Source organism: Streptomyces sp. NPDC090022 (genome assembly GCF_044748145.1).
In the GTDB taxonomy this organism is placed as follows: domain Bacteria; phylum Actinomycetota; class Actinomycetes; order Streptomycetales; family Streptomycetaceae; genus Streptomyces.
Map to the genome: position 1 here is coordinate 59,989 of NZ_JBIVFN010000021.1, position 23,020 is coordinate 83,008.

At 71.1% G+C, this 23,020-nt stretch carries 20 protein-coding genes; 8 read left to right on the plus strand and 12 right to left on the minus strand.

The annotated features are described in order from the left end of the window. Nucleotides 1–167: 167 nt before the first annotated feature. Together gabT and ACIPXB_RS28505 are read left to right on the plus strand one after the other, a co-directional pair. Entirely contained in the window at nt 168–1,502 is a 1,335-nt protein-coding gene (gene gabT, locus ACIPXB_RS28500) for a 4-aminobutyrate--2-oxoglutarate transaminase (protein WP_401454346.1), read from the plus strand. Nucleotides 1,503–2,094: 592 nt separating this feature from the next. Next, nucleotides 2,095–2,412, plus strand: coding sequence for a phosphatase PAP2 family protein (locus ACIPXB_RS28505; RefSeq protein ID WP_401454419.1), 318 nt, complete (start codon nt 2,095–2,097; stop codon nt 2,410–2,412). A 9-nt stretch (nt 2,413–2,421) separates the two neighbouring features. Here ACIPXB_RS28505 and ACIPXB_RS28510 read toward each other — a convergent pair whose 3' ends face one another. From ACIPXB_RS28510 to ACIPXB_RS28545, 8 genes are all read right to left on the minus strand, one after another. Then, on the minus strand, nt 2,422–4,227 hold the full coding sequence (locus ACIPXB_RS28510) for a chitinase (protein ID WP_401454347.1): 1,806 nt from the start codon (nt 4,225–4,227) through the stop codon (nt 2,422–2,424). Between the two features lie 70 nt (nt 4,228–4,297). Continuing rightward, the gene (locus tag ACIPXB_RS28515) at nt 4,298–4,774 is read right to left on the minus strand and encodes a hypothetical protein (protein WP_401454348.1); all 477 of its coding nucleotides are present in this window, start codon (nt 4,772–4,774) and stop codon (nt 4,298–4,300) included. Nucleotides 4,775–4,951: 177 nt separating this feature from the next. Then, a complete protein-coding gene (locus ACIPXB_RS28520; RefSeq protein ID WP_401454349.1) occupies nt 4,952–6,370 on the minus strand; it encodes an NAD(P)/FAD-dependent oxidoreductase in 1,419 nt (472 codons plus the stop codon). A gap of 33 nt (nt 6,371–6,403) precedes the next feature. Beyond that, nucleotides 6,404–7,198, minus strand: a complete 795-nt coding sequence (locus ACIPXB_RS28525) for an ABC transporter permease (RefSeq protein WP_401454351.1) — start codon at nt 7,196–7,198, stop codon at nt 6,404–6,406. Further along, nucleotides 7,198–8,127, minus strand: coding sequence for an ABC transporter permease (locus tag ACIPXB_RS28530; RefSeq protein WP_401454353.1), 930 nt, complete (start codon nt 8,125–8,127; stop codon nt 7,198–7,200). Before ACIPXB_RS28530 ends, ACIPXB_RS28525 begins: the two co-directional genes overlap by 1 nt. Next, entirely contained in the window at nt 8,124–9,278 is a 1,155-nt protein-coding gene (locus ACIPXB_RS28535; protein WP_401454354.1) for an ABC transporter ATP-binding protein, read from the minus strand. The genes ACIPXB_RS28530 and ACIPXB_RS28535 overlap by 4 nt, the downstream gene beginning before the upstream one ends. Nucleotides 9,279–9,335: 57 nt before the next feature. Then, nucleotides 9,336–10,583 carry a spermidine/putrescine ABC transporter substrate-binding protein gene (locus ACIPXB_RS28540; protein WP_401454356.1) on the minus strand — a complete coding sequence of 416 codons (1,248 nt, stop codon included), beginning with the start codon at nt 10,581–10,583 and terminating at the stop codon, nt 9,336–9,338. A gap of 49 nt (nt 10,584–10,632) precedes the next feature. After that, complete coding sequence (locus tag ACIPXB_RS28545; protein WP_401454357.1) at nt 10,633–12,147, minus strand: gamma-aminobutyraldehyde dehydrogenase; 1,515 nt, start codon at nt 12,145–12,147, stop codon at nt 10,633–10,635. Between the two features lie 174 nt (nt 12,148–12,321). Here ACIPXB_RS28545 and ACIPXB_RS28550 point away from each other — a divergent pair, with 174 nt between their 5' ends. Both ACIPXB_RS28550 and ACIPXB_RS28555 read left to right on the plus strand, forming a co-directional pair. Next, on the plus strand, nt 12,322–12,879 hold the full coding sequence (locus ACIPXB_RS28550) for an NADAR family protein (protein WP_401454359.1): 558 nt from the start codon (nt 12,322–12,324) through the stop codon (nt 12,877–12,879). A gap of 515 nt (nt 12,880–13,394) precedes the next feature. Further along, nucleotides 13,395–14,984, plus strand: coding sequence for a TROVE domain-containing protein (locus ACIPXB_RS28555; protein WP_401454420.1), 1,590 nt, complete (start codon nt 13,395–13,397; stop codon nt 14,982–14,984). 36 nt (nt 14,985–15,020) lie between these two features. Here ACIPXB_RS28555 and ACIPXB_RS28560 read toward each other — a convergent pair whose 3' ends face one another. Then, a complete protein-coding gene (locus ACIPXB_RS28560; RefSeq protein ID WP_401454361.1) occupies nt 15,021–15,758 on the minus strand; it encodes a DUF4190 domain-containing protein in 738 nt (245 codons plus the stop codon). Nucleotides 15,759–15,868: 110 nt separating this feature from the next. Between ACIPXB_RS28560 and ACIPXB_RS28565 the strand changes: the two genes are divergently transcribed. Continuing rightward, nucleotides 15,869–16,894 (plus strand): adenosine deaminase, encoded by a 1,026-nt coding sequence (locus ACIPXB_RS28565; protein ID WP_401454363.1) that lies wholly within the window; start codon nt 15,869–15,871, stop codon nt 16,892–16,894. 21 nt (nt 16,895–16,915) lie between these two features. Then, nucleotides 16,916–17,611 (plus strand): glycerophosphodiester phosphodiesterase, encoded by a 696-nt coding sequence (locus ACIPXB_RS28570; RefSeq protein ID WP_401454364.1) that lies wholly within the window; start codon nt 16,916–16,918, stop codon nt 17,609–17,611. Nucleotides 17,612–17,634: 23 nt separating this feature from the next. Here ACIPXB_RS28570 and ACIPXB_RS28575 read toward each other — a convergent pair whose 3' ends face one another. From ACIPXB_RS28575 to ACIPXB_RS28585, 3 genes are all read right to left on the minus strand, one after another. Further along, a complete protein-coding gene (locus ACIPXB_RS28575) occupies nt 17,635–18,138 on the minus strand; it encodes a hypothetical protein (RefSeq protein WP_401454365.1) in 504 nt (167 codons plus the stop codon). Between the two features lie 77 nt (nt 18,139–18,215). Then, complete coding sequence (locus ACIPXB_RS28580; RefSeq protein WP_401454367.1) at nt 18,216–19,394, minus strand: PotD/PotF family extracellular solute-binding protein; 1,179 nt, start codon at nt 19,392–19,394, stop codon at nt 18,216–18,218. A 127-nt stretch (nt 19,395–19,521) separates the two neighbouring features. Further along, on the minus strand, nt 19,522–20,961 hold the full coding sequence (locus ACIPXB_RS28585) for a gamma-aminobutyraldehyde dehydrogenase (protein ID WP_401454369.1): 1,440 nt from the start codon (nt 20,959–20,961) through the stop codon (nt 19,522–19,524). 169 nt (nt 20,962–21,130) lie between these two features. On the opposite strand from ACIPXB_RS28585, the gene ACIPXB_RS28590 reads away from it, so the two are divergent. Together ACIPXB_RS28590 and ACIPXB_RS28595 are read left to right on the plus strand one after the other, a co-directional pair. Then, nucleotides 21,131–21,634, plus strand: a complete 504-nt coding sequence (locus ACIPXB_RS28590) for an Lrp/AsnC family transcriptional regulator (protein WP_401454370.1) — start codon at nt 21,131–21,133, stop codon at nt 21,632–21,634. Further along, complete coding sequence (locus ACIPXB_RS28595) at nt 21,619–22,998, plus strand: aspartate aminotransferase family protein (protein ID WP_401454372.1); 1,380 nt, start codon at nt 21,619–21,621, stop codon at nt 22,996–22,998. The genes ACIPXB_RS28590 and ACIPXB_RS28595 overlap by 16 nt, the downstream gene beginning before the upstream one ends. Nucleotides 22,999–23,020 lie beyond the last annotated feature (22 nt).

The window sequence follows — 23,020 nt, forward strand, 5'->3', positions numbered from 1 at the left end:
GACCGGCCCGCGGCGCCCGGCCCCGCCCCTCCTATGGCCGTCACGGACAAGGACACGCGGGCACCACTCCCGAACGGAGCATGCCTTCGGCCCTCCCTCGGGCCTAGCCTGCGGACAAAGACACACGTGCGTCCGAAAACGGCCCGCAAACACCCCCAGGAGCCCCCATGACCGCTGTCCCGCAGGAGCGCCGCATCGTCACCGCGATCCCCGGCCCGAAGTCGCAGGAGCTGCAGGCCCGCCGTCTGGAGACGGTGGCCGGCGGCGTGGGCTCCGTGCTCCCCGTCTTCACGGCCCGCGCGGGCGGCGGCATCATCGAGGACGTCGACGGCAACCGCCTGATCGACTTCGGCTCCGGCATCGCCGTGACCTCGGTCGGCGCCTCCGCCGAGGCCGTCGTGCGCCGCGCCTCCGCGCAGCTCGCCGACTTCACCCACACCTGTTTCATGGTCACCCCCTACGAGGGCTACGTCGAGGTCTGCGAGGCGCTCGCCGAGCTGACCCCCGGTGACCACGCGAAGAAGTCGGCGCTGTTCAACTCGGGCGCCGAGGCCGTCGAGAACGCCGTCAAGATCGCCCGTTCGTACACCAAGCGCCAGGCCGTCGTCGTCTTCGACCACGGCTACCACGGCCGCACCAACCTCACCATGGCGCTGACGGCGAAGAACATGCCGTACAAGCAGGGCTTCGGCCCGTTCGCGCCCGAGGTCTACCGCGTGCCGGTCGCCTACGGCTACCGCTGGCCCACCGGTGCCGAGAACTGCGGCCCCGAGGCCGCCGCGCAGGCGATCGACCAGATCACCAAGCAGATCGGCGCCGAGAACGTCGCCGCGATCATCATCGAGCCGGTGCTCGGCGAGGGCGGCTTCATCGAGCCGGCCAAGGGCTTCCTGCCGGCGATCGTGAAGTTCGCCAACGACAACGGCATCGTGTTCGTCGCCGACGAGATCCAGTCCGGCTTCTGCCGCACCGGCCAGTGGTTCGCGTGCGAGGACGAGGGCATCGTCCCGGACCTGATCACCACCGCCAAGGGCATCGCCGGCGGTCTGCCGCTGGCCGCCGTGACCGGCCGCGCCGAGATCATGGACGCCGCGCACGCGGGCGGCCTGGGCGGCACCTACGGCGGCAACCCGGTGGCCTGCGCCGGCGCCCTGGGCTCCATCGAGACGATGAAGGAGCTCGACCTCAACGCCAGGGCCAAGCACATCGAGTCGGTGATGAAGGCCCGCCTGACGGCGATGCAGGAGAAGTACGACATCATCGGTGACATCCGCGGCCGCGGTGCGATGATCGCGATCGAGCTGGTCAAGGACCCCGCGTCCAAGACCCCGAACCCGGAGGCCGCCGGCGCGCTCGCCAAGGCCTGCCACGCCGAGGGCCTGCTCGTCCTCACCTGCGGCACCTACGGCAACGTGCTCCGCTTCCTGCCCCCGATCGTCATCGGCGACGACCTGCTGAACGAGGGCCTGGACATCATCGAGGGCGCCTTCGCGGGCATCTGAGCGAGCGTCCGAACACGGTGCTCGATCCATACCAGCGGTAACGGTCGGGCCCTGTGAAGAACGTGTGGGGGGCCGATGGCGGGAGCGCGATCCCGCTGTCGGTCCCCCTCTCGCTGCCGTACGGTTTCTGCAGATGAGTGAGACACACCGTCGCCGGTCTCCCGGGGACGATTCCGGTACCGGGCTTCCCCAGCGCCGTACCGGGCATGCGTTCGCGCACACTCCTCACCGATCGGACAGCCGTCCGCCCCAAACCCCCCGGGGCGCACGGCAACCCGATCAGGGCGGCCGTCCCGGAACCATCCCCCCTGTTCCGGGACGGCCGGCCGTCTTCTCCTCCCGGGCCCTGCGCACCGCGGCGGCCGCGCTCCTCGGCCTGGCCCTGATCACCTGGCAGGTCCTGGTCTCCGGCCCGCTGCTGGCGCCGGACGAGAGCCTGAGCCGTGCCGTCGTCCGCACGGTCCCCGACGCCGTCACCGAACGCCTCTCCGACCTCGGCAACGTCCCGGTCGCCGTACCGGTCCTGCTGCTGGCGATGGGCTGGGCGGCGTGGCGCGGCAACCGCCGGGGCGCGCTGGTGGCGGGCCTGGCCATGGCCCTGGTCCCGGCCCTGGTCGTCCCGCTGAAGGAGTGGACCGCCCGGCCGGGCCCGCTGGAGCCCTGGGCGGCCGGCTACTTCCCCTCGGGGCACACGGCCACCTCGGCCGTGGCCTACATCGGCGCGGCCCTGCTGATCACGCCGTACGTCCGCCGCGCCTGGCCGATGGCCGCCGCCCTCCTGCTGACGGGCGCGACGGCCACCGGCCTGATCCTGCGCGGCTGGCACTGGCCCCTGGACGTGCTGGCCAGCTGCCTGCTGTGCGTCCCGCTGCTCCTCGCCGTGCGCCGCGGCGCGGCGCGTGCGGTCTGAGACGGGCGGTCAGCCGCCGAAGTAGGCGTCGAAGTTCCGGGAGAACTCCCAGCCGCCGAACCGGTCCCAGTTGACCGACCACGTCATCAGGCCGCGCAGCGCGGGCCAGGTGCCGTGGGTGGTGGAGGCGCCGCAGTTCGTCTTCTTCGTCAGGCAGTCCAGGGCCTTGTTCACCTCGGCGGGCGGTGTGTGCCCGTTGCCCGCCTGGGGCGTGGCCGGCAGGCCGATGGCGACCTGGTCGGGGCGCAGGGCCGGGAAGACGCGTGCGGTGTCGCCCGCGACCGGGAAGCCGGTCAGGAGCATGTCGGTCATGGCGATGTGGAAGTCGGCGCCGCCCATGGAGTGGTACTGGTTGTCCAGGCCCATGATCGGGCCGGAGTTGTAGTCCTGCACGTGCAGCAGGGTGAGGTCGTCGCGCAGGGCGTGGATGACCGGGAGGTAGGCGCCGGCCCGCGGGTCCTGCCCGCCCCACGGGCCCGGGCCGTAGAACTGGTAGCCGAGCTGGACGAAGAAGGTCTCCGGGGCCATGGTCAGGACGAAGTCCGGGCCGTACCGGGCCTTGAGGGTCTTCAGCGCCGAGATCAGGTTGACGATCACCGGCGTGGTGGGGCTGCGGAAGTCGGTGTCGCCCGCCGCCAGCGACAGGGAGTGGCCCTCGAAGTCGATGTCGAGGCCGTCGAGGCCGTACTCGTCGATGATCCGGCCGACGGAGGAGACGAAGGTGTCGCGGGCGGCCGCCGTGGCGAGCTGCACCTGGCCGTTCTGGCCGCCGATGGAGATCAGCACCTTCTTGCCGGCCGCCTGCTTGGCCTTGATCGCCGCCTTGAACTCGGCGGCCGATTCCACGTTCGGGCACTCGGCCACCGGGCACAGGCGGAAGCGGATGTCGCCCGAGGTCACCGAGGTCGGCTCGCCGAAGGCGAGGTTGATCACGTCCCAGGACGCGGGGACGTCGGCCATCCGGACATAGCCGGAGCCGTTGGCGAAGCTCGCGTGGAGGTAGCCGACGAGGGCGTGGGCGGGCAGGTCCGGTCCGCCGGGGCCGCCGCTCGTGGTGGCGGCGGGGACGACGGCGCTGCGCGGACCCTCGCCCGCCGGGCCCACCGCGGCCACCTGGAAGGCGTACGTCGTGGCGGGCGCGAGGCCGGTCACCGTCGCCGAGGTGCCGCTGACGGTCAGGGCCGCGGCGCCGTCGCGGTAGACGGTGTAGCCGGTGGCGCCGGCGACCGCCGACCAGGACAGGCCGACCGAGGTGGCGGTGGCGCCCGACGCGGTGAGGCCGGTGGGGGCGGCCGGGAGGTCGGGCCCGCCGGGGCCGCCCGGGTCGGGGCCGACCACCGCGAGGTCGTCGACGTGGTGGGCGTTCTGGCCGTACCAGCCGTGGGTGTACACGGTCACGGACGTCGTCGAGGGGCCCGTGCGGAAGGTGGTCGTGAGCTTGGTCCAGGCGCCCGCCGACCGGGTCCACGTGGACACGTCGGTGGTGCCGGTGCCGCTCGCGCCCAGGTAGACGTACGCGCCCTGCACCCAGGCGCTCAGCGTGTACGTCGCCCCGGGCCGGACGGTGACGGCCTGGGCGCACCGGGCGTTGTCCTGCCCGGCCGGGGTGGCCTTCAGGGCCGCGGCGCCGCCGTGGACGGGTGAGCCGACGACGGCTGCGCTGCCGGCCGTGCAGCTCCAGCCGGTGAGGCCCGACTCGAAGCCGCCGTTGCGGGCGAGGTCGGCGTCCGCCGCCGCGGCGGGCGGCCCCGCGGCGAGCAGACCGGCCGCCGCCAGGGCGGCGGCCGTAAGCAGGGACAGTATTCTGCGGCGCACAACTGCCTCCGGAACATGGGGGGATGGAGGAACCCGGCGGCGCACAACATGGTCCAGACCAATGCCCCTGTCAAGGCCTCGCGCTTGCGTCCCACCCGGGCTCCCCCGCCACCACGGCCGCCGCCTCGTGCATCGCGAGCTCCAGCACCACCGGATCGGTGAGCGTGCCCAGCCCGTCGGGGAGCACCAGCCAGCGCGCCCCGCCGGTGGCCCGGCCGGGATAGGGGACGACGATCCAGCTGCCGCGTCCCGCCCCCCGTACGCCCGTGCCCATCCAGCGCGAGGCGGTGCCGGCGGGCACGAAGAAGCCCAGCCGGGAGTCACCGAAGTCGGCGAGCACCGGGCCGGGCCGCTCCAGCAGCCGCTGGAGCACGTCGAGCGTGAGCTGCCCCAGCTCCCCGGGCAGGATCAGTACGTCCCAGCTCCGGCCGGCGGGCAGCAGCGTGACCCCGAGGGGGCTGCGCTCCCACTCCCACCGGCAGGCGTCGGGATCCGGCGCCACCGCCACCAGCCATTCCACCGCGCTCCTGATCTCCGAGCCCTGCATCGCCCGGCCTCCGTTCCCTGTAGGTGAGGGGTCCTCACCGTCAGAGAGCGGGGCCGGGCCGGGCGATGACGCGGGTTCCCCCACCCCGTGGTGGTGAAACGGCTCACGCCATGAACCGGGCGTGTGCGCCGGGGGCGCGCAGCGCCCGCCGGTCGCGGATGCGGGGCCCGCCCGGGCTCAGCTGTCGAAGCCGAGGCCGAACTTGTCCATGGCCTTCAGCCACAGGTTGCGGCGGCCGCCGCGGGCGTCGGCCCGCGCCAGGGACCACTTGGTGAGCGTGATCCCCGTCCAGGCGAACGGCTCGGGCGGGAACGGCATCGGCCGGGACTTCACCATCTCCAGTCCGGTCCGCTCGGTGCGCGCCCCGTCCAGCAGGTCCAGCATCACGTCGGCGCCGAAGCGGGTGGCACCGACACCGAGCCCGGTGTATCCGGCGGCGTAGGCGACCTTGCCGCCGTGCGCGGTGCCGAAGAAGGCGGAGAAGCGCGAGCAGGTGTCGATCGCGCCGCCCCAGGCGTGGCTGAAGTTCACGCCCTCCAGCTGCGGGAACGCCGTGAAGAAGTGCTGCGCCAGCTTCAGGTACGTCTCGGGGCGGTGGTCGTACTCGGAGTCGAGCTTGCCCCGGTAGGGATAGATGGCGTCGTAGCCGCCCCACAGGATGCGGTTCTCCGGGGTGATCCGGAAGTAGTGGAACTGGTTGGCGCTGTCGCCCATGCCCTGGCGGCCCCGCCAGCCGATGGCCGCCAGCTGCTCGGGGCTCAGCGGCTCGGTCATCAGCGCGTAGTCGTAGACCGGGACCGTGAACGGGCGGATCCGCTTGACCAGGGAGGGGAAGATGTTCGTGCCGAGCGCGACCCGGCGGGCGAAGATCCGCCCGTACGGGGTGCGTACGGCCATCCCCGCACCGGAGGCGGCGAGCGAGAGCCCCCGGGTGTTCTCGTAGATGCGCACGCCCAGGCCCAGGCAGGCCTCCTTCAGCCCCCAGGCGAGCTTGGCCGGGTTGAGCATCGCGACGCCGTCGGTGTCCCACAGGCCCGCGAGGAAGGTCGGCGAGTCGACCTCGGCGCGCAGTTCGTCGCGCTCCAGCCAGCGCGAGCCGTCCGCCAGGCCCAGCTTCTGGGCCTGCTCGTACAGTTCGCGCAGCTCCTCCACCTGGTGCGGCTCGGTGGCGACGTCGATCTCGCCGGTGCGCTCGAAGTCGCAGTCGATGCCGTAGCGGGCGACCGCCGCCTCGATCTCGTCGAGGTTGCGGGCGCCCAGCTCCTCCAGCTTGGCGAGCTCGCCGGGCCAGCGGGCCAGGCCGTTGGCCAGGCCGTGGGTGAGGGAGGCGGCGCAGAACCCGCCGTTGCGGCCGGAGGCGGCCCAGCCCGCCTCCTTGGACTCGATCAGGACGACGTCCCGTGCGGGATCGCGCTCCTTGGCGATGAGCGCGGTCCACAGGCCGCTGTAGCCGCCGCCGATGACCAGCAGGTCGCAGGCCTCGTCGGAGGTGAGCGCCGGCTGCGCGGCGGGCTTGCCGGGGTCGTCCAGCCAGTACGAGACCGGCAGCGCTTCGGAAAGGGATTTCGCAACACTTCGCATGGCGACTGGGGCCATGGCTTCCAACTCCCTACAGAGTTACGGGGGGTATTACTTGGCTTGCGTCTTCTTGCGGCGGTTGCCGATCATCTGACCGGCGAGGACCACCAGCACCGCGATGACGAACATCGCCGTACCGATGACGTTGATCTGGACGGGCGTACCGCGCTGCGCCGATCCCCACACGAACATGGGGAAGGTGACGGTGTTGCCCGAGTTGAAGTTGGTGATGATGAAGTCGTCGAAGGAGAGCGCGAACGCCAGCAGCGCGCCGGCGGCGATTCCGGGGGCCGCGATCGGCAGGGTCACCCGCAGGAAGGTCTGCACCGGACCGGCGTACAGGTCGCGGGCGGCCTCCTCCAGCCGCGGGTCCATGGAGAGCACCCGCGCCTTGACGGCGGCGACGACGAAGCTGAGGCAGAACATGATGTGGGCGATCAGGATCGTCCAGAAGCCCAGCTGGATGCCCATGTTGAGGAAGAGCGCGAGCAGCGAGGCCGCCATCACGATCTCGGGCATGGCCATCGGCATGAAGATCAGGCTGTTGACCGCGCCGCGCGCCCGGAAGCGGTAGCGCACCAGCGCGAAGGCGATCATCGCGCCGAGGACGGTGGCGCCGATGGTGGCCCACAGGGCGATCTGGAGGGAGAGCCCGAGGGACCCGCACAGGTCGGCGACCCCGCAGGGGTCCTTCCAGGCGTCCAGGGAGAACTCCTGCCAGGCGTAGTTGAACCGCCCGGTGGGGTTGTTGAAGGAGAACACCGTCACGACGACGTTCGGGAGGATCAGGTACGCGAGCGTGCACAGGCCCGCGATGACGACGAGATTGCGGCGCAGCCACTGCATCAGACCAGGTCCTCCGTTCCCGCTCGGCGGATGTAGACGGTGACCATGATCAGCACGATGGCCATGAGGATGAACGACAGCGCGGCCGCCGTCGGATAGTCGAGGATCCGCAGGTACTGCGACTGGATGACGTTGCCGATCATCCGGGTGTCCGTGGAGCCGAGCAGCTCCGCGTTGACGTAGTCGCCGCTCGCCGGGATGAAGGTGAGCAGGGTCCCGGAGACCACGCCCGGCATCGAGAGCGGGAAGGTCACCTTGCGGAAGGTGGTGGCGGGGGTGGCGTACAGGTCGCCGGCCGCCTCGTGCAGACGGGTGTCGATCCGCTCCAGCGAGGTGTAGAGCGGCAGGATCATGAAGGGCAGGAAGTTGTACGTCAGACCGCACACGACGGCCAGCGGGGTGGCCAGCACCCGGTCGCCCTCGGTCAGGCCCAGCCAGCTGGTGACGTCGAGGAAGCCGACCGCGTTGAGCACGCCGACGACCGGGCCGCCGTCGGCCAGGATCGTCTTCCAGGCCAGGGTGCGGATCAGGAAGCTGGTGAAGAAGGGCGCGATGACCAGGATCAGCAGCAGGTTGCGCCAGCGGCCGGCCTTGAAGGCGATCAGGTAGGCCAGCGGGTAGCCGAACAGCAGGCACAGCACGGTGGCGGTGCCGGCGTACAGCAGGGAGCGCAGGAACTGCGGGTAGTACTCGGTGAAGGCGTCCCAGTAGGTGCCGAAGTGCCAGGTGACCTCGAAGCCCTCTTCGAGGGAACCGGTCTGCACCGAGGTGGAGGCCTGGTAGATCATCGGCAGCACGAAGAAGACCAGCAGCCACAGGATGCCGGGCAGCAGCAGCCAGTACGGGACGAGCCGCTTGCGCCGCGAGGGGCGGTGGACCGGTGGTTCGGCGGGCGCGGGCGCCTGGGGCGGCGCGGCGGTCGTGGTCACGCGGACTCCTCGACGGTCTCGATGCCGGCGTCGATGTCCATGGCCGCGTCCAGACCGAAGGTGTGCTCCGGGTTCCAGTGCAGGATCACCTCGGCGCCGGGGACCAGGCGGGCGTCGCGCTCGATGTTCTGCGCGTACACCTCCAGCTCGGGGCAGACCGGGCTGTCGATGACGTACTGGGTGGAGACGCCGATGAAGGAGGAGTCGGCGATCCTGCCCACGATCTTGTTGCGGCCGGCCGCGATGGTGTGCTCCTCGTCGGCCGGGACCAGCGAGATCTTCTCGGGGCGGATGCCGACCAGCAGCTTCCCGCCGCTGCGCGGGGTGGTGGAACAGCGCGCGGCGGGCAGCCGCAGCGTGGTGCCGGAGGCGGAGACGACGACGTCGGAGGAGCCGCCACCGGACTCCACGGCGGCCTCGATGAGGTTGGAGGTGCCCAGGAAGTTCGCGACGAAGGTGGTGCGCGGGTTCTCGTAGAGGTCGGCGGGCGCGCCCAGCTGCTCGACCCGGCCGCCGTTCATGACCGCGACCGAGTCGGCCATCGTCATGGCCTCCTCCTGGTCGTGCGTGACGTGCACGAAGGTGATGCCGACCTCGGTCTGGATCCGCTTGAGCTCCAGCTGCATCTGGCGGCGCAGCTTGAGGTCGAGGGCGCCGAGCGGCTCGTCGAGCAGCAGCACCTGGGGGTGGTTGATGAGCGCGCGGGCGACGGCGACGCGCTGCTGCTGGCCGCCGGAGAGCTGGTGCGGCTTCTTGTTGGCGTGCTCGCCGAGCTGGACGAGGTCGATCATGTCGTCGACCTGCTTCTTCACGGACTTGATGCCGCGGCGGCGCAGCCCGAAGGCGATGTTCTCGAAGATGTCCATGTGCGGGAAGAGCGCGTAGCTCTGGAACACCGTGTTGACCGGGCGCTTGTACGGCGGCAGCTGGGTGACCTCGCGCGCGCCGAGGTGGACCGTACCGGTGGAGGGCTCCTCCAGGCCGGCGATCATGCGCAGGGTGGTGGTCTTGCCGCAGCCGGAGGCGCCGAGCAGGGCGAAGAAGGAGCCCTGGGGGATGGTGAGATCGAGCGGGTGCACGGCGGTGAAGGAGCCGTAGTGCTTGCTGATCCCGGAGAGGCGGACGTCGCCGCCCGCGGTCGTGTCAGTCATGGGTCGCGGTCCCGGGGGTGGAAGGGGCGGAAGGGGGGCGCAGGGGGGTGCGGCGGCTCAGGAGCCGATGAGCTTGGCGAACTTCTCCTCGTACGCCGTCTCTTCCGCGGCGGTGAGGGAACGGAAGGGGTGGGCCTTGGCGGCCATGGCCTTGTCCGGGACGATCAGGGGGTTGTCCGCGAGGGCGGGATCGATCTTCGCGAGCTCCTCCTTGACGCCTTCGACCGGGCAGACGTAGCTGATGAAGGCGGCCAGCTGGGCGGCGACGGGGGGCTCGTAGTAGTAGTCGATGAGCTTCTCGGCGTTGGCCTTGTGCCGCGCGCGGGCGGGGACCAGCAGGTTGTCGCTGGAGGTGATGTAACCGGGCGCGGGGATGGCGTACTTGATGTCCGGGTTGCCGGCCTGGAGCTGGATGACGTCGCCGGCCCAGGCCAGGCAGGCCGCGATGTCGCCCTTGTCGAGGTCCGAGGTGTAGTCGTTGCCCGTGAAGCGGCGGATCTGCTTCTTGTCCACGGCCTTCTGGAGGCGGCCGATGGCCGCGTCGTAGTCGGCGTCCGTGAAGGTCGCCGGGTCCTTGCCGAGGTCGAGCAGGGTCATGCCGACGGTGTCGCGCATCTCGGTGAGCAGGCCCACCCGGCCCTTGAGGGAGGGGTCGTCGAGCAGCTGGGTGACGGAGTCGACCTTCCTGCCGTCGGTGGCCTTGGCGTTGTAGGCGATGACGGTGTCGATGCCGGTCCAGGGGTAGCTGTACGCGCGGCCGGGGTCCCAGTCGGGATTGCGGTACTGCGGGATCAGGTTGGCGTAGGCGTGCGGGAGGTGGGAGGGGTCCAGCTTCTGCGCCCAGCCGAGCCGGATGATGCGGGCGGCGAGCCAGTCGGTGACGACGATCAGGTCGCGGCCGGTGTCCTGGCCGGCCGCCAGCTGCGGGCGGATCTTGCCGAAGAACTCGACGTTGTCGTTGATGTCCTCGGTGTAGTTGACCTCGATCCCGGTGCGCTTGGTGAACTCCTCCAGGGTGGGCCGGGTCTTCTCGTCGTCGCTGGTGTCCATGTACTCGGTCCAGTTGGAGAAGTTCAGCACCTTCTCCTTCTCCGAGTGGTCGTCCGAGGCCGTGGACTGGTCTGCCCGCTGCGCGGGCGGGATGCCGCACGCGGACAGCCCGGACAGGCCGCCGAGGGTGAGCGCGCCGACTCCGGTGGCGCGCAGCAGCGAGCGGCGGGTGAGGGCGCCTCGGCCGCTTTCAAGGCTGCGCCGCATCGCGGCGAGTTGCGCCGGCGAGAGGCGGTCGGGCTCGTACTGCTCCATGCGCTGTGCCCTTTCGGGTTGGTTGTCGTCCGCCGGTCGTGCGGAGCGGTTATCGGTCCCCGAAGATCGTGCGGTGCCAGTCCTTGGCGGCGACCGCCGTGTTGTCGTACATCACGTGCTTGACCTGCGTGTACTCCTCGAAGGAGTAGGCGCTCATGTCCTTTCCGAAGCCGCTGGCCTTGTAGCCCCCGTGGGGCATCTCGCTGATGATCGGAATGTGGTCGTTGACCCACACGCAGCCCGCCTTGATCTCGCGGGTGGCACGGCCGGCGCGGTAGACGTCGCGGCTCCAGGCGGAGGCGGCCAGCCCGTAGGGGGTGTCGTTGGCCAGGGCGATGCCCTCGTCGTCGGTGTCGAAGGGCAGTACGACCAGGACGGGGCCGAAGATCTCGCTCTGGACGACCTCGCTGTCCTGGGCGGCGCCGGCGATCAGGGTGGGCCGGTAGTAGGCGCCGTCGGCGAGCGCGCCGCCGGGGATCTCGCCGCCGGTGACGACGGTGGCGTACGCGCGGGCCCGCTCGACGAAGCCGGCGACGCGGTCGCGCTGGGCGTAGGAGACCAGCGGGCCGAGGTCGGTGGCGGGGTCGAGGGGGTCACCGAGGCGGACGGTGTCCATCAGCGCGGCGACGCGGGCGGTGAAGGCGTCGAACAGGGGCCGCTGGACGTAGGCGCGGGTGGCGGCCGTGCAGTCCTGGCCGGTGTTGATGAGGGAGGCGGCGACGGCGCCGTGGGCGGCGGCCTCCAGGTCGGCGTCGTCGAAGACCACGAAGGGCGCCTTGCCGCCGAGCTCCAGGTGCAGGCGCTTGACGGTGGCGGTGGCGATCTCGGCGACGCGCCGGCCGACGGCGGTGGAGCCGGTGAAGGAGGTCATCACCACGTCCGGGTGGCCGACCAGGTGCTCGCCGGCCTCCCTGCCCGCGCCGGTGACGATGTTGATCACGCCGTCGGGCAGGCCCGCCTCCTGGGCCGCCTGCGCGAACATCAGGGAGGTCAGCGGGGTGAGCTCGGCGGGCTTGAGGACGATCGTGTTGCCCGCGGCGACGGCCGGGAGGATCTTCCAGGCGGCCATCTGGAGGGGGTAGTTCCAGGGCGCGATGGAGCCGATCACGCCGATCGCCTCGCGGCGTACGTACGAGGTGTGGTCGCCGGAGTACTCGGCGGCGGCCTGGCCCTGGAGGTGCCGCGCGGCGCCCGCGAAGAAAGCGGTGTTGTCGATCGTGCCCGGTACGTCGAACTCGGTGGCGAGCCTGATCGGCTTGCCGCACTGGACGGACTCGGCGTACGCGAAGTCCTCGGCCTGCTCGGCGAGGACCGCCGCGAGCCGGTGCAGGGCGTCGGAGCGCTCACCGGGGGTGGCCGCGGACCAGGCGGGGAAGGCCCGCTCGGCGGCGGCCACGGCCTCGTCCACGTCGGCCGTGGAGGCCAGCCGGTAGGTCAGGACCTCCTCGCCGGTGGCGGGGTTGACGACGGTGTGTGACGCGTCACCGGTGCCGTGCCGCAGCCGTCCGTCGATGTACTGCGCGCCGTCCGCGAAGCGTTCCTTGACCTGGAAGCGGTTGCCCATCACGCTCTCCGTAGCTTCAGCTCGAATTGAGTGCCGATCCTGACAGAGGTGTTCCACTCCGCCAAGTGATTCCGTTGTTGCCTTTTGATTACGCGACGGAATCGGTCGACCATGTGTCGAGGCGGACCGCAAATCCCGTACGAAGTGTCAGTGGCGGCTGTCAGACTCGCGTGCATGGAGATGATCGACGAACTGATCGGGCAGGTCAGCCGGGGTGAGAGGGTGAAGTACCTGCCCTTCTGGGGGCATCGGCCACGGCCGGACGGAACCCTCGGTCCGAGCTGCCTGAGCCAGTGGTGGCCGGCACCCTTCACTGTGAGTGACATCCACTATGCCACCGCCGAGCACTGGATGATGGCCGAGAAGGCTCGGCTGTTCGGTGACGCGGAGGCGGAGCGGGCGGCCGTCGAGGCACGGACCCCGGCGGAGGCGAAGAAGGCCGGGCGGCTGGTGCGCGGCTTCGACGACGCGGTGTGGAAGCGCGAGCGGTTCGCCGTCGTGGTGGCGGGCAGCACGCACAAGTTCGGCTCGACGCCGCAGCTGCGGGGGTACCTGCTGGGCACCGGGGACCGGGTGCTGGTGGAGGCGAGCCCGGTGGACCGGATCTGGGGCATCGGCCTGGCGGCCGACGACGAGCGGGCCCTGGACCCGGCGCGCTGGCGGGGGCTGAACCTGCTGGGCTTCGCGCTGATGGAGGCGCGGGAGCGGCTGCGGTCGGGGGACGGCGCGTAGGAGCCGGGGCACCGGGCGGCACCGGAGCACGACGCGGTACCGGAGCACCGGGCGGCACCGGAGCACCGGGCGGCACCGGAGCACGACGCGGTACCGGAGCACCGGGCGGCACCGCGGGACACGAGGGCCCGGAAAACCGGTGGCGGTCCGGGCGGGAGCCTCCTAGGCTGCTCCGCAGTCACGCACCTCCCGGTGCGACGGCTGCGGCTCCTTCCTTTCCGAAACCCAAGTGACGCCGCCGCTCTTTTGATCTCGGGAGGTGCGGGCGGGGCGCCCGGTGCGCAGGTGACGGCTCCTTCTCAACCCGGAGGTCGCGGGTTCGAATCCCGCTCGGCCGCCGGCCCCCGGGCCGTCGGCCGGTGGAGCAGCTCGGTGGCTCGCCGGGCTCCCGGACCGTCGCCGATCCCGATCTCGGGCCCCCGCCACCACGTCGCACCGCCCACGTTCCGTTGCCGAATCCGGGGGGATTCCCACTGCCTCGCTACACGCAGCGCGTGTCCAAGGTCTGGCCCGAGATGCTCGTGGCCCACTCCGTCTCCGCCGCCGCCGCACACGGCGCCTACGGGCCCGGCGGGGCCCACCCGGCGCAGGAAGGCGTCCTCACCCACCAGGGCGGGGCGGGCCACCTGCGCGACCCGCACACCGAACTGTTCCTGCTGGCCGTCGCCAACTTCGTGCGGCAGCGCACCTTCTACGAGGGCGCGGGCGAACGCGACGCGCGGTACGCGGCGCTCGTGCGCCGGCTCGCCGTCGAGGATCCGGAGTGGACCGCCGGTCTGCTGGGCTGGCTGCGCGGGGAGGCGAACATGCGCACCGCCTCGCTCGTCGGCGCCGCCGCGTACGTCAAGGCCCGCCTGGAGGCGGGCGCCACCGAGGGCCCGTCGGGCCGCCAGGTCGTGGACAGCGTCCTGCGCCGCGCCGACGAGCCCGGCGAGCTGCTCGCCCACTGGATCACCACGTACGGCAGGAACGTGCCCAAGCCCGTCAAGCGCGGCATCGCCGACGCCGTGCGGCGCCTGTACTCCGGCCGGTCGCTGCTGAAGTACGACACCGCGTCGAAGGGCTTCCGCTTCGGCGACGTCCTCAACCTGGTGCACGCCTCCCCCGACCCGGCCAAACCCTGGCAGGGCGAGCTGTTCGCCCACGCCCTGGACCGCCGGCACCACCCGGAGGGCGCCGTACCGCCCGCCGGGAACCGTACGCTGACGGCCCATCGGGAGCTCATGGAGCTGCCGGTCGACGAACGCCGGGCCGTCGTCACCGCACCGGGCGGCGCGGACCGGCTGGCCGAGGCGGGCATGACCTGGGAGGCACTGGCCGGCTGGCTCCAGGGGCCGATGGACGCGGCCGCCTGGGAGGCGGTCATCCCCTCGATGGGCGTCATGGCGCTGCTGCGCAACCTGCGCAACTTCGACCAGGCCGGGATCTCCGACGAGGTGGCCGCCGGGGTCGCGGCGAGGATCGCGGACCCGGAAACCGTCGCCGCCTCGCGGCAGTTCCCCTTCCGCTACCTCGCCGGGTACCGGCACGCGCCCTCGCCGCGCTGGGCGGACCCGCTGGAGCGGGCGCTGGGCCACTCGCTGGCGAACGTGCCGGCGCTGCCGGGCCGTTCACTGATCCTGGTGGACCGGTCGGGCTCCATGTGGTCCCCGCTGTCGGAGCGCTCCCAGCTCAACCGGGCGGACGCGGCGGCCGTCTTCGGCACCGCGCTGGCGATGCGGGCGGAGCGCGCCGACCTGATCGAGTTCGGCACGTGCAGCAGCCCCGTCGCGTACCGCAAGGGCGAGTCGGTGCTCGCCGTGCTGGGGCGCTTCGGCAACCTCGGCGGCACCAACACCGCCCAGGCCCTGCGCAGGCACTACCACGGGCACGACCGGGTGCTGATCGTCACCGACGAGCAGGCCGCGTACCACCCCGGCGGCCCGTCCGCCCAGGTGCCCGCCAGGGTCCCGCTCTACACGTGGAACCTCGCCGGCTACCAGGTCGGCCACACGCCCGTCGGCACCGGCAACCGCCACACCTTCGGCGGGCTGACGGACGCGGCCTTCCGGATGGTGAGCCTCATCGAGGACGGCCGGAACGCCACCTGGCCGTGGCAGCGGTAGCGGTAGCGGTAGCGGTAGCGGTAGCGGGCGGCGGCGTCAGGCGCGCTGGTACACCTGGGATATGGAGTCGCGGCCGCGGGACGGCGGGCCGTCGTCCTCCAGGGGACCGAGGTCCCGGAGGCTGGAGAACATCAGCACGATCACCAGGACGGCCAGCGCGATGCCGATGATCCCGAGGACCAGCCCGGACGTCGCCACCCCGCCGTTGTCGGCCTCGCCGCGCTGGGCCCGGCCGCGGCCGAGCGCTCCGAAGATGACGGCCAGGACCCCGAGCACGATGGCGAGGAAGCTGGTGAAGAAGCCGACCACGGACAGGATGCCGAGCACCAGCCCGGTCGTGCCGAAACCGTTCTGCGGCGGGCCCGCGTAGGGCTGGTGACCGGCGTACCCCGGGTATCCGGGATAGCCGCCCGGGTACCCGTACACCGGGTGGTCGGCCGGGGCGGGGTAGCCGTAGCCCGCCGAAGCGGGCCGGGCGGGCTGGGCGACCGGCTGGTAGCCCGACGGCGCCGGCTGCTGCGCGGCCGACGGTACGGGCGTGGGGTGTGCGGCGGGCGCCGCCCCGGGGCGGGTGTGGCCGGCCGGTCCCCCGGCGGGCGTCCCGCCCGCTCCCGGCATCCCCGCGATGGTCGGCTGGTCGTGCACCGACGGCGGCCCGGGTGCCATGCCCGGTGTGCTCGCGTCCCCCCGCGAGGCCTGCTTCTTGCCCAGCTCCACCGCCGGCCGCGCCGGCGGCGCCCACGGGTCCACGGGCTCGGGGCTGTGTTCGGTCATACGGCGCCCCCCTCTCGTACAACCATGCTACGGGCTGACACCGACAGCCCCTTGAGCTGCCTACGATGGGGCGGACCGACCGCAACCGCGTCAGCATCCGGAGGCCCTTCATGCCCGACCTGCACCCCTTCATCGCGGGGTTGCCCAAGGCGGAACTCCACGTCCACCACGTCGGCTCGGCCTCGCCCCGCATCGTCGCCGAACTCGCCGCCCGGCACCCCGACTCCAAGGTGCCCACGGACCCGGAGGCGCTGGCCGACTACTTCACCTTCACCGACTTCGCCCACTTCATCGAGGTCTACCTCTCCGTCGTGGACCTGGTCCGCACCCCGGAGGACGTCCGGCTGCTGACCTTCGAGGTCGCCCGTGACATGGCCCGGCAGAACATCCGGTACGCCGAGCTGACCATCACCCCGTACTCCTCCACCCGTCGCGGCATCGACGGGAAGGCCTTCATGGACGCCATCGAGGACGCCCGCAAGGCCGCCGAGGCCGAGCACGGCGTCATCCTGCGCTGGTGCTTCGACATCCCCGGCGAGGCCGGGCTGGAGGCCGCCGCCGAGACCGCGCGGCTCGCCGTCGAGCTGCGGCCCGAGGGCCTGGTGTCCTTCGGTCTGGGCGGCCCCGAGATCGGTGTGCCGCGCCCGCAGTTCAAGCCGTACTTCGACCAGGCGCGCGCCGCCGGCCTGCACAGCGTCCCGCACGCGGGCGAGACCACCGGCCCGCAGACGATCTGGGACGCCATCAACGAGCTGGGCGCCGAGCGGATCGGCCACGGCACCAGCGCCACCCAGGACCCGGAGCTGCTGGCGTACCTGGCGGAGCACCGGATCGCGCTGGAGGTCTGCCCGACCTCCAACATCGCCACGCGCGCGGTCGCCGACCTCGACCAGCACCCCGTCAAGGAGATGGTGCGCGCGGGCGTGCTCGTCACCATCAACAGCGACGACCCTCCGATGTTCGGCTCCGACCTCAACAACGAGTACGCGGTCGCCGCCCGGCTGCTGGAGCTCGACGAGCGGGGTCTGGCCCGGCTCGCCAAGAACGCCGTCGAGGCCTCCTTCCTCGACGAGGCGGGCAAGGCGGCGCTCGTCGCGGAGATCGACACGTACACCGAGGCCTGGCTGGCCCACTGACGCCCGCGGACAATGGGACGCATGCCTACCCTGACGGCCGTCGGCCACCGCGGCGATCCCTACCGCATCCGTGAGAACACCCTGCCCTCGGTCCGCTCCGCGTTCGCGCGCGGGGCGGACGCCGTCGAGATCGACGTACGGCTGACGCGGGACGGGGTGCCGGTCCTCCTGCACGACGAGACGCTCCAGCGGCTGTGGGGCCACGACGTGCGCCTGGACGCCGTCACGGCCGCGCAGCTGCGGGAGCTGACCGAGGGTCAGGTCCCCACGCTGCGCGCGGCGCTGACGGCGGCGGGCGCGGGCGGGGGCCGGCTGATGCTCGACCTGCCCGGCGCGACGTACGAGGCGGTCGAGGCGGTGGTCGGCCTGGTCCGCGAGTGCGGCGCGCGCGACCGTACGTACTACTGCGCCGGCCCGCGCACGATGCTGGCGGTACGGGCCGCCGACCCGGGCGCCGAGATCGCGCTGACCTGGACCACGCTGTCGCCGCCGCGCCGCGTCCTGATCGACGCGGTCCGCCCGGCGTGGCTGAACTACCGCTTCGGGCTGCTCGGCCGGGAGCTGGTGACCGCCCTGCACGCGGACGGGCTGAAGGTGTCGGCGTGGACGGCCGACACCCGCTGGACCATGCGCCGGCTGATCGCGGCCGGCGTGGACTCGATCACCACCAACCGCATCGACGCGCTGGCGGGCGTACGGGCGGCGCTCGCCGACTGATACGCCGGGCCGGCCCGCGCCCGTCACGCGGTGGCGCCCGCCGTCGCCGGCGCGGCCGGCTCGGCCGACGGCAGGGACTCCAGCCGCTTGATCATGCGGCGCAGCGCCAGCAGCGGGATCACGCCGAAGACGCCGAAGGCCATGTCGATCAGGCTCCACCCGAACGGGATGCCGCGGATCGGCCCGCAGATCAGGGCCAGCGGGGTGATCCCGGCGCAGGCGATCATGCCCGCCTCCACGACCCACACGTTGCGGACCGGGTCGCGGTGGACGCCGTAGAAGAAGACGGCGATGACCAGGTGGGCGAAGGCCAGCCAGTCGGTGCCGTAGAGGAGGAACGGGTAGTCGGCGTCGGCCCGTTCCAGCCCCTCGCCGACCCGTGCGAGCCACTCGTGGGAGATCAGCGAGTTGAGCCAGCGGACCTCGGTGACCAGGGGGAAGGCCGTGAGGCCGCTGAGCACCAGACAGACGACGAACACGGCCAGCCACAGACGGATGCGCCGCTCGAGGGCGCGCCTTTCGATCATGGCAGCAGCCTACGCCGCATTTCTGAACATGTTCAAGTCTATTCCTGAACATGTTCAGAAAGCTGCTGCGGGGCCGGTCAGAGGCCGACGATGGAGTTCCAGCGCTTGGCGAAGACGCGGCGCTCCGCCGAGGTGATGTCCCGGGCCACCGCGAGCCTGCTGCGCATGTCGTCGTCGGGGAAGATCAGCGGGTTCTCCGCGAGTTCCGCCGTCTCCCGGTCGTCGGAGCCGGCCAGCACCTCGCGGGCGGCCGGGACCGGGCAGACGTAGTTGACGGACGCGGCGAGCTCGGCGGCGATCTCCGGGTCGTAGTAGTGGTCGATCAGCGCCTCGGCGTTGGCCTTGTGGCGGGCGAGGTTGGGCACCAGCAGGCTCTCCGCCCACAGTTCGGCCCCCTCCTCGGGCACCACGAACTCGATGTCGGGGTTGTCGGCCTGCAGCTGGATGGCGTCACCCGAGTACGCCTGGCAGGCCAGGACGTCGCCCTTGCTCAGGTCGGAGGTGTAGTCGTTGCCGGTGAAACGGCGCACGTGCCCCCGGCGCACGAGGTCCTCCACCTGGTCGCACACCCGGTGGAAGTCGGACTCGGTCCACCGGGTCACGTCCACCCCGTTGCCCTGCATCAGCAGCGCGAAGGACTCGTCGAGCCCGGAGAAGAGGGTGACGCGGCCCTTGAGGTCGGGGTGGAAGAGGTCGGCCGTGGACTTCAGCTCCCTGCCGAGCGCCTTGCGGTTGTAGGCGATGCCGGTGATGCCGGACTGCCAGGGGACGGTGTGCAGCCGGCCCTCGTCGAAGGCGGGCGAGCGCAGCTGCGGGTCCAGGTGCGCGCTCACGTTGGCCTGGGCGGCGCGGTCCATCTTCTGGGTCCAGCCCAGGCGTACGAAGCGGGCCGCCATCCAGTCGCTGACCACCACCAGGTCGTGGCCGGTCTCCTGGTGGTTCATCAGGGCCGGGCCGACCTTGCCGAAGAACTCGTCGTTGTCGTTGATCTCCTCGGTGTAGCGGACCTCGATGCCCGTCCGCTGCGAGAAGGCCTCCAGCGTGGGGCGCCTGGTCTCGTCCTCCTCGTCCGTGTCGATGTACAGCGGCCAGTTGGAGAAGGACAGGCTCCGGTCCCGCTCGGAGCGGTCCGGGGCCCCTCGCCGGTCCTCCGGGACGTAGGCCGCGGGCACCCCGCAGCCGGTGAGGGCCGTCAGCAGGCCTGCGGCACCGAGGCCGCGCAGCACCGCGCGGCGGGAGAAAGCGAGTTCAGGCATGGGAGAAGACTCAGGTAACGCCGGGGGGCGGGCAATAGACACAGTGTCTACTGCCCGCCCCCTCGGGACCCATGGGTGGCCGTTGTGGCCGCCGTTCAGCCGTTCAGCCGTTCAGCCGTTCAGCCGTTCAGCCGTTCAGCGAGGTCATCACGTGCTTGATGCGCGTGTAGTCCTCGAAGCCGTAGGCGGAGAGGTCCTTGCCGTAGCCGGACTTCTTGTAGCCGCCGTGCGGCATCTCGGCGACGAGCGGGATGTGGGTGTTGATCCACACGCAGCCGAAGTCGAGGTTCTTGGACATGCGCATCGCGCGGGAGTGGTCCTTGGTCCACACCGAGGAGGCCAGCGCGTACTCGACGCCGTTCGCGTACGCCAGGGCCTGGTCCTCGTCCGTGAAGGACTGGACCGTGATGACCGGGCCGAAGACCTCGTTCTGGATGATCTCGTCGTCCTGCTTCAGGCCGGAGACGACCGTCGGGGCGTAGAAGTAGCCCTGCTCGCCGACCTGGTGGCCGCCCGCCTCGACCTTGGCGTGGGCGGGGAGGCGCTCGATGAAGCCCGCGACCTGCTTGAGCTGGTTGGGGTTGTTCAGCGGGCCGTAGAGCACGTCCTCGTCGTCCGGCTGCCCGGTCTTGGTGTCGGCCGCGTTCTTGGCGAGCGCCGCCACGAACTCGTCGTGGATCGACTCGTGCACGAGCACGCGGGTGGCGGCGGTGCAGTCCTGGCCGGCGTTGAAGAAGCCCGCGACCGCGATGTCCTCGGCGGCCTTGGCGATGTCGGCGTCCTCGAAGACCACGACCGGGGCCTTGCCGCCCAGCTCCAGGTGGACGCGCTTGACGTCCTTGGCGGCGCTCTCGGCGACCTGCATGCCGGCCCGTACCGAGCCGGTGATGGAGGCCATGGCCGGGGTGGAGTGCTCCACCATGGCCTTGCCGGTCTCGCGGTCGCCGCAGACGACGTTGAAGACACCCTTGGGCAGGACCGAGTCGATGATCTCGGCCATCAGGACCGTGGAGGCCGGGGTGGTGTCCGAGGGCTTGAGCACCACGGTGTTGCCCGCGGCGAGCGCCGGGGCGAACTTCCACACGGCCATCATCATCGGGTAGTTCCACGGCGCCACCTGGGCGCAGACGCCGACCGGCTCACGGCGCACGATCGAGGTCATGCCGTCCATGTACTCGCCGGCCGAGCGGCCCTCCAGCAGCCGGGCCGCACCCGCGAAGAAGCGGATCTGGTCGACCATCGGGGGGAGCTCCTCGCTGGCCGTCAGGCCCAGCGGCTTGCCGGTGTTCTCCGACTCGACGGCCACCAGCTCCTCGGCGCGGGCCTCGAAGGCGTCCGCGATCTTCAGCAGGGCCTTCTGGCGCTCCGAGGGGGTGGTGTCGCGCCAGCCCGGGAAGGCGGCCGCGGCGGCGGCCATGGCGGCGTCGACATCGGCCTGGCCGGAGAGCGGTGCGGTGGCGTACACCTCGCCGGTGGCGGGGTTGACCACCTCGGTGGTCCGTCCGTCGGCGGCGTCCTTGAACTCTCCGCCGATGTAGTTGCGCAGACGACGCAGTTCGGTGGTCACTACAGCCACACTCCTGATCCGATGTCCAACGATTGAGACAAGTACCCAGCCTAACGCGTAGAGCGACGCTTTCGACAGAGGCAGACGCACCGGACTACGAAATCCGTAAGTTCCAGGTCGATCGGCAACGGATTTCATCGATTCCGTCTTGCGGAACAGACGACTCCTCGTGCACAGTGAGGTCGTGGTCAGTCGAAGCGCAGATTCCAGGAACAGACAACCGTCCCCTTCGGTCGATGCTGTGTCCCTGGCGATCATCGAGCAACTGCAGGAGGACGGTCGCCGTCCCTACGCAGCGATCGGCAAGGCCGTCGGCCTGTCCGAGGCAGCTGTGCGCCAGCGCGTGCAGAAGCTCCTCGACCAGGGCGTCATGCAGATCGTGGCCGTCACCGACCCGCTCACCGTGGGCCTGCGGCGCCAGGCGATGGTCGGCATCAACGTCGAGGGCGACCTCGACCCGGTGGCCGACGCGCTGACCGCGATGGCCGAGTGCGAGTACGTGGTGATGACCGCCGGCTCGTTCGACCTGATGGTGGAAATCGTCTGCGAGGACGACGACCACCTGCTGGAAACGATCAACAAGCGGATACGCACGCTCCCCGGCGTGCGATCCACCGAAAGCTTCGTTTACCTGAAGCTGAAGAAGCAGACCTACATGTGGGGAACCCGATAACCGTGACCCAGGACCTGTCCAAGACCGCGTACGACCACCTGTGGATGCACTTCACCCGCATGTCCTCGTACGAGAACTCCCCCGTCCCCACCATCGTGCGGGGCGAGGGCACCTACATCTACGACGACAAGGGCAAGCGCTACCTGGACGGCCTCGCCGGACTGTTCGTGGTCAACGCCGGCCACGGCCGCAAGGAACTGGCCGAGGTCGCCTACAAGCAGGCTCAGGAACTCGCGTTCTTCCCCGTGTGGTCGTACGCGCACCCCAAGGCCGTCGAGCTCGCCGAGCGGCTCGCCGACTACGCCCCGGGCGACCTGAACAAGGTGTTCTTCACCACCGGCGGCGGCGAGGCGGTCGAGACCGCCTGGAAGCTCGCCAAGCAGTACTACAAGCTCCAGGGCAAGCCGACCAAGTACAAGGTCATCTCGCGTGCGGTCGCCTACCACGGCACCCCGCAGGGCGCCCTGTCCATCACCGGCCTGCCGGCCCTGAAGGCCCCGTTCGAGCCGCTGGTCCCCGGCGCCCACAAGGTGGCCAACACCAACATCTACCGCGCCCCGATCCACGGCGACGACCCGGAGGCCTTCGGCCGCTGGGCCGCCGACCAGATCGAGCAGCAGATCCTCTTCGAGGGCCCCGACACCGTCGCGGCCGTCTTCCTGGAGCCGGTGCAGAACGCCGGCGGCTGCTTCCCGCCGCCGCCCGGGTACTTCCAGCGGGTCCGCGAGATCTGCGACCAGTACGACGTCCTGCTCGTCTCCGACGAGACGATCTGCGCCTTCGGCCGCCTGGGCACGATGTTCGCCTGCGACAAGTTCGGCTACGTACCGGACATGATCACCTGCGCCAAGGGCATGACCTCGGGCTACTCCCCGATCGGCGCCTGCATCGTCTCGGACCGCATCGCGGAGCCGTTCTACAAGGGTGACAACACCTTCCTGCACGGCTACACCTTCGGTGGCCACCCGGTGTCCTCGGCGGTCGCGATCGCCAACCTCGACATCTTCGACAAGGAAGGCCTGAACCAGCACGTGCTGGACCAGGAGGGCAACTTCTTCGACACCCTGAAGAGGCTGCACGACCTGCCGATCGTCGGCGACGTCCGCGGCAACGGCTTCTTCTACGGCATCGAGCTCGTCAAGGACAAGGCCACCAAGGAGTCCTTCACGGACGAGGAGACCGAGCGCGTGCTCTACGGCTTCCTCTCGAAGGCGCTCTTCGAGAACGGCCTGTACTGCCGTGCCGACGACCGTGGCGACCCGGTCGTCCAGCTGGCCCCGCCGCTGATCGCGGACCAGGGCACGTTCGACGAGATCGAGCAGATCCTGCGCAACGTGCTCACCGAGGCGTGGACCAAGCTGTAGAGCGGCCCGCGGACGAACGCCT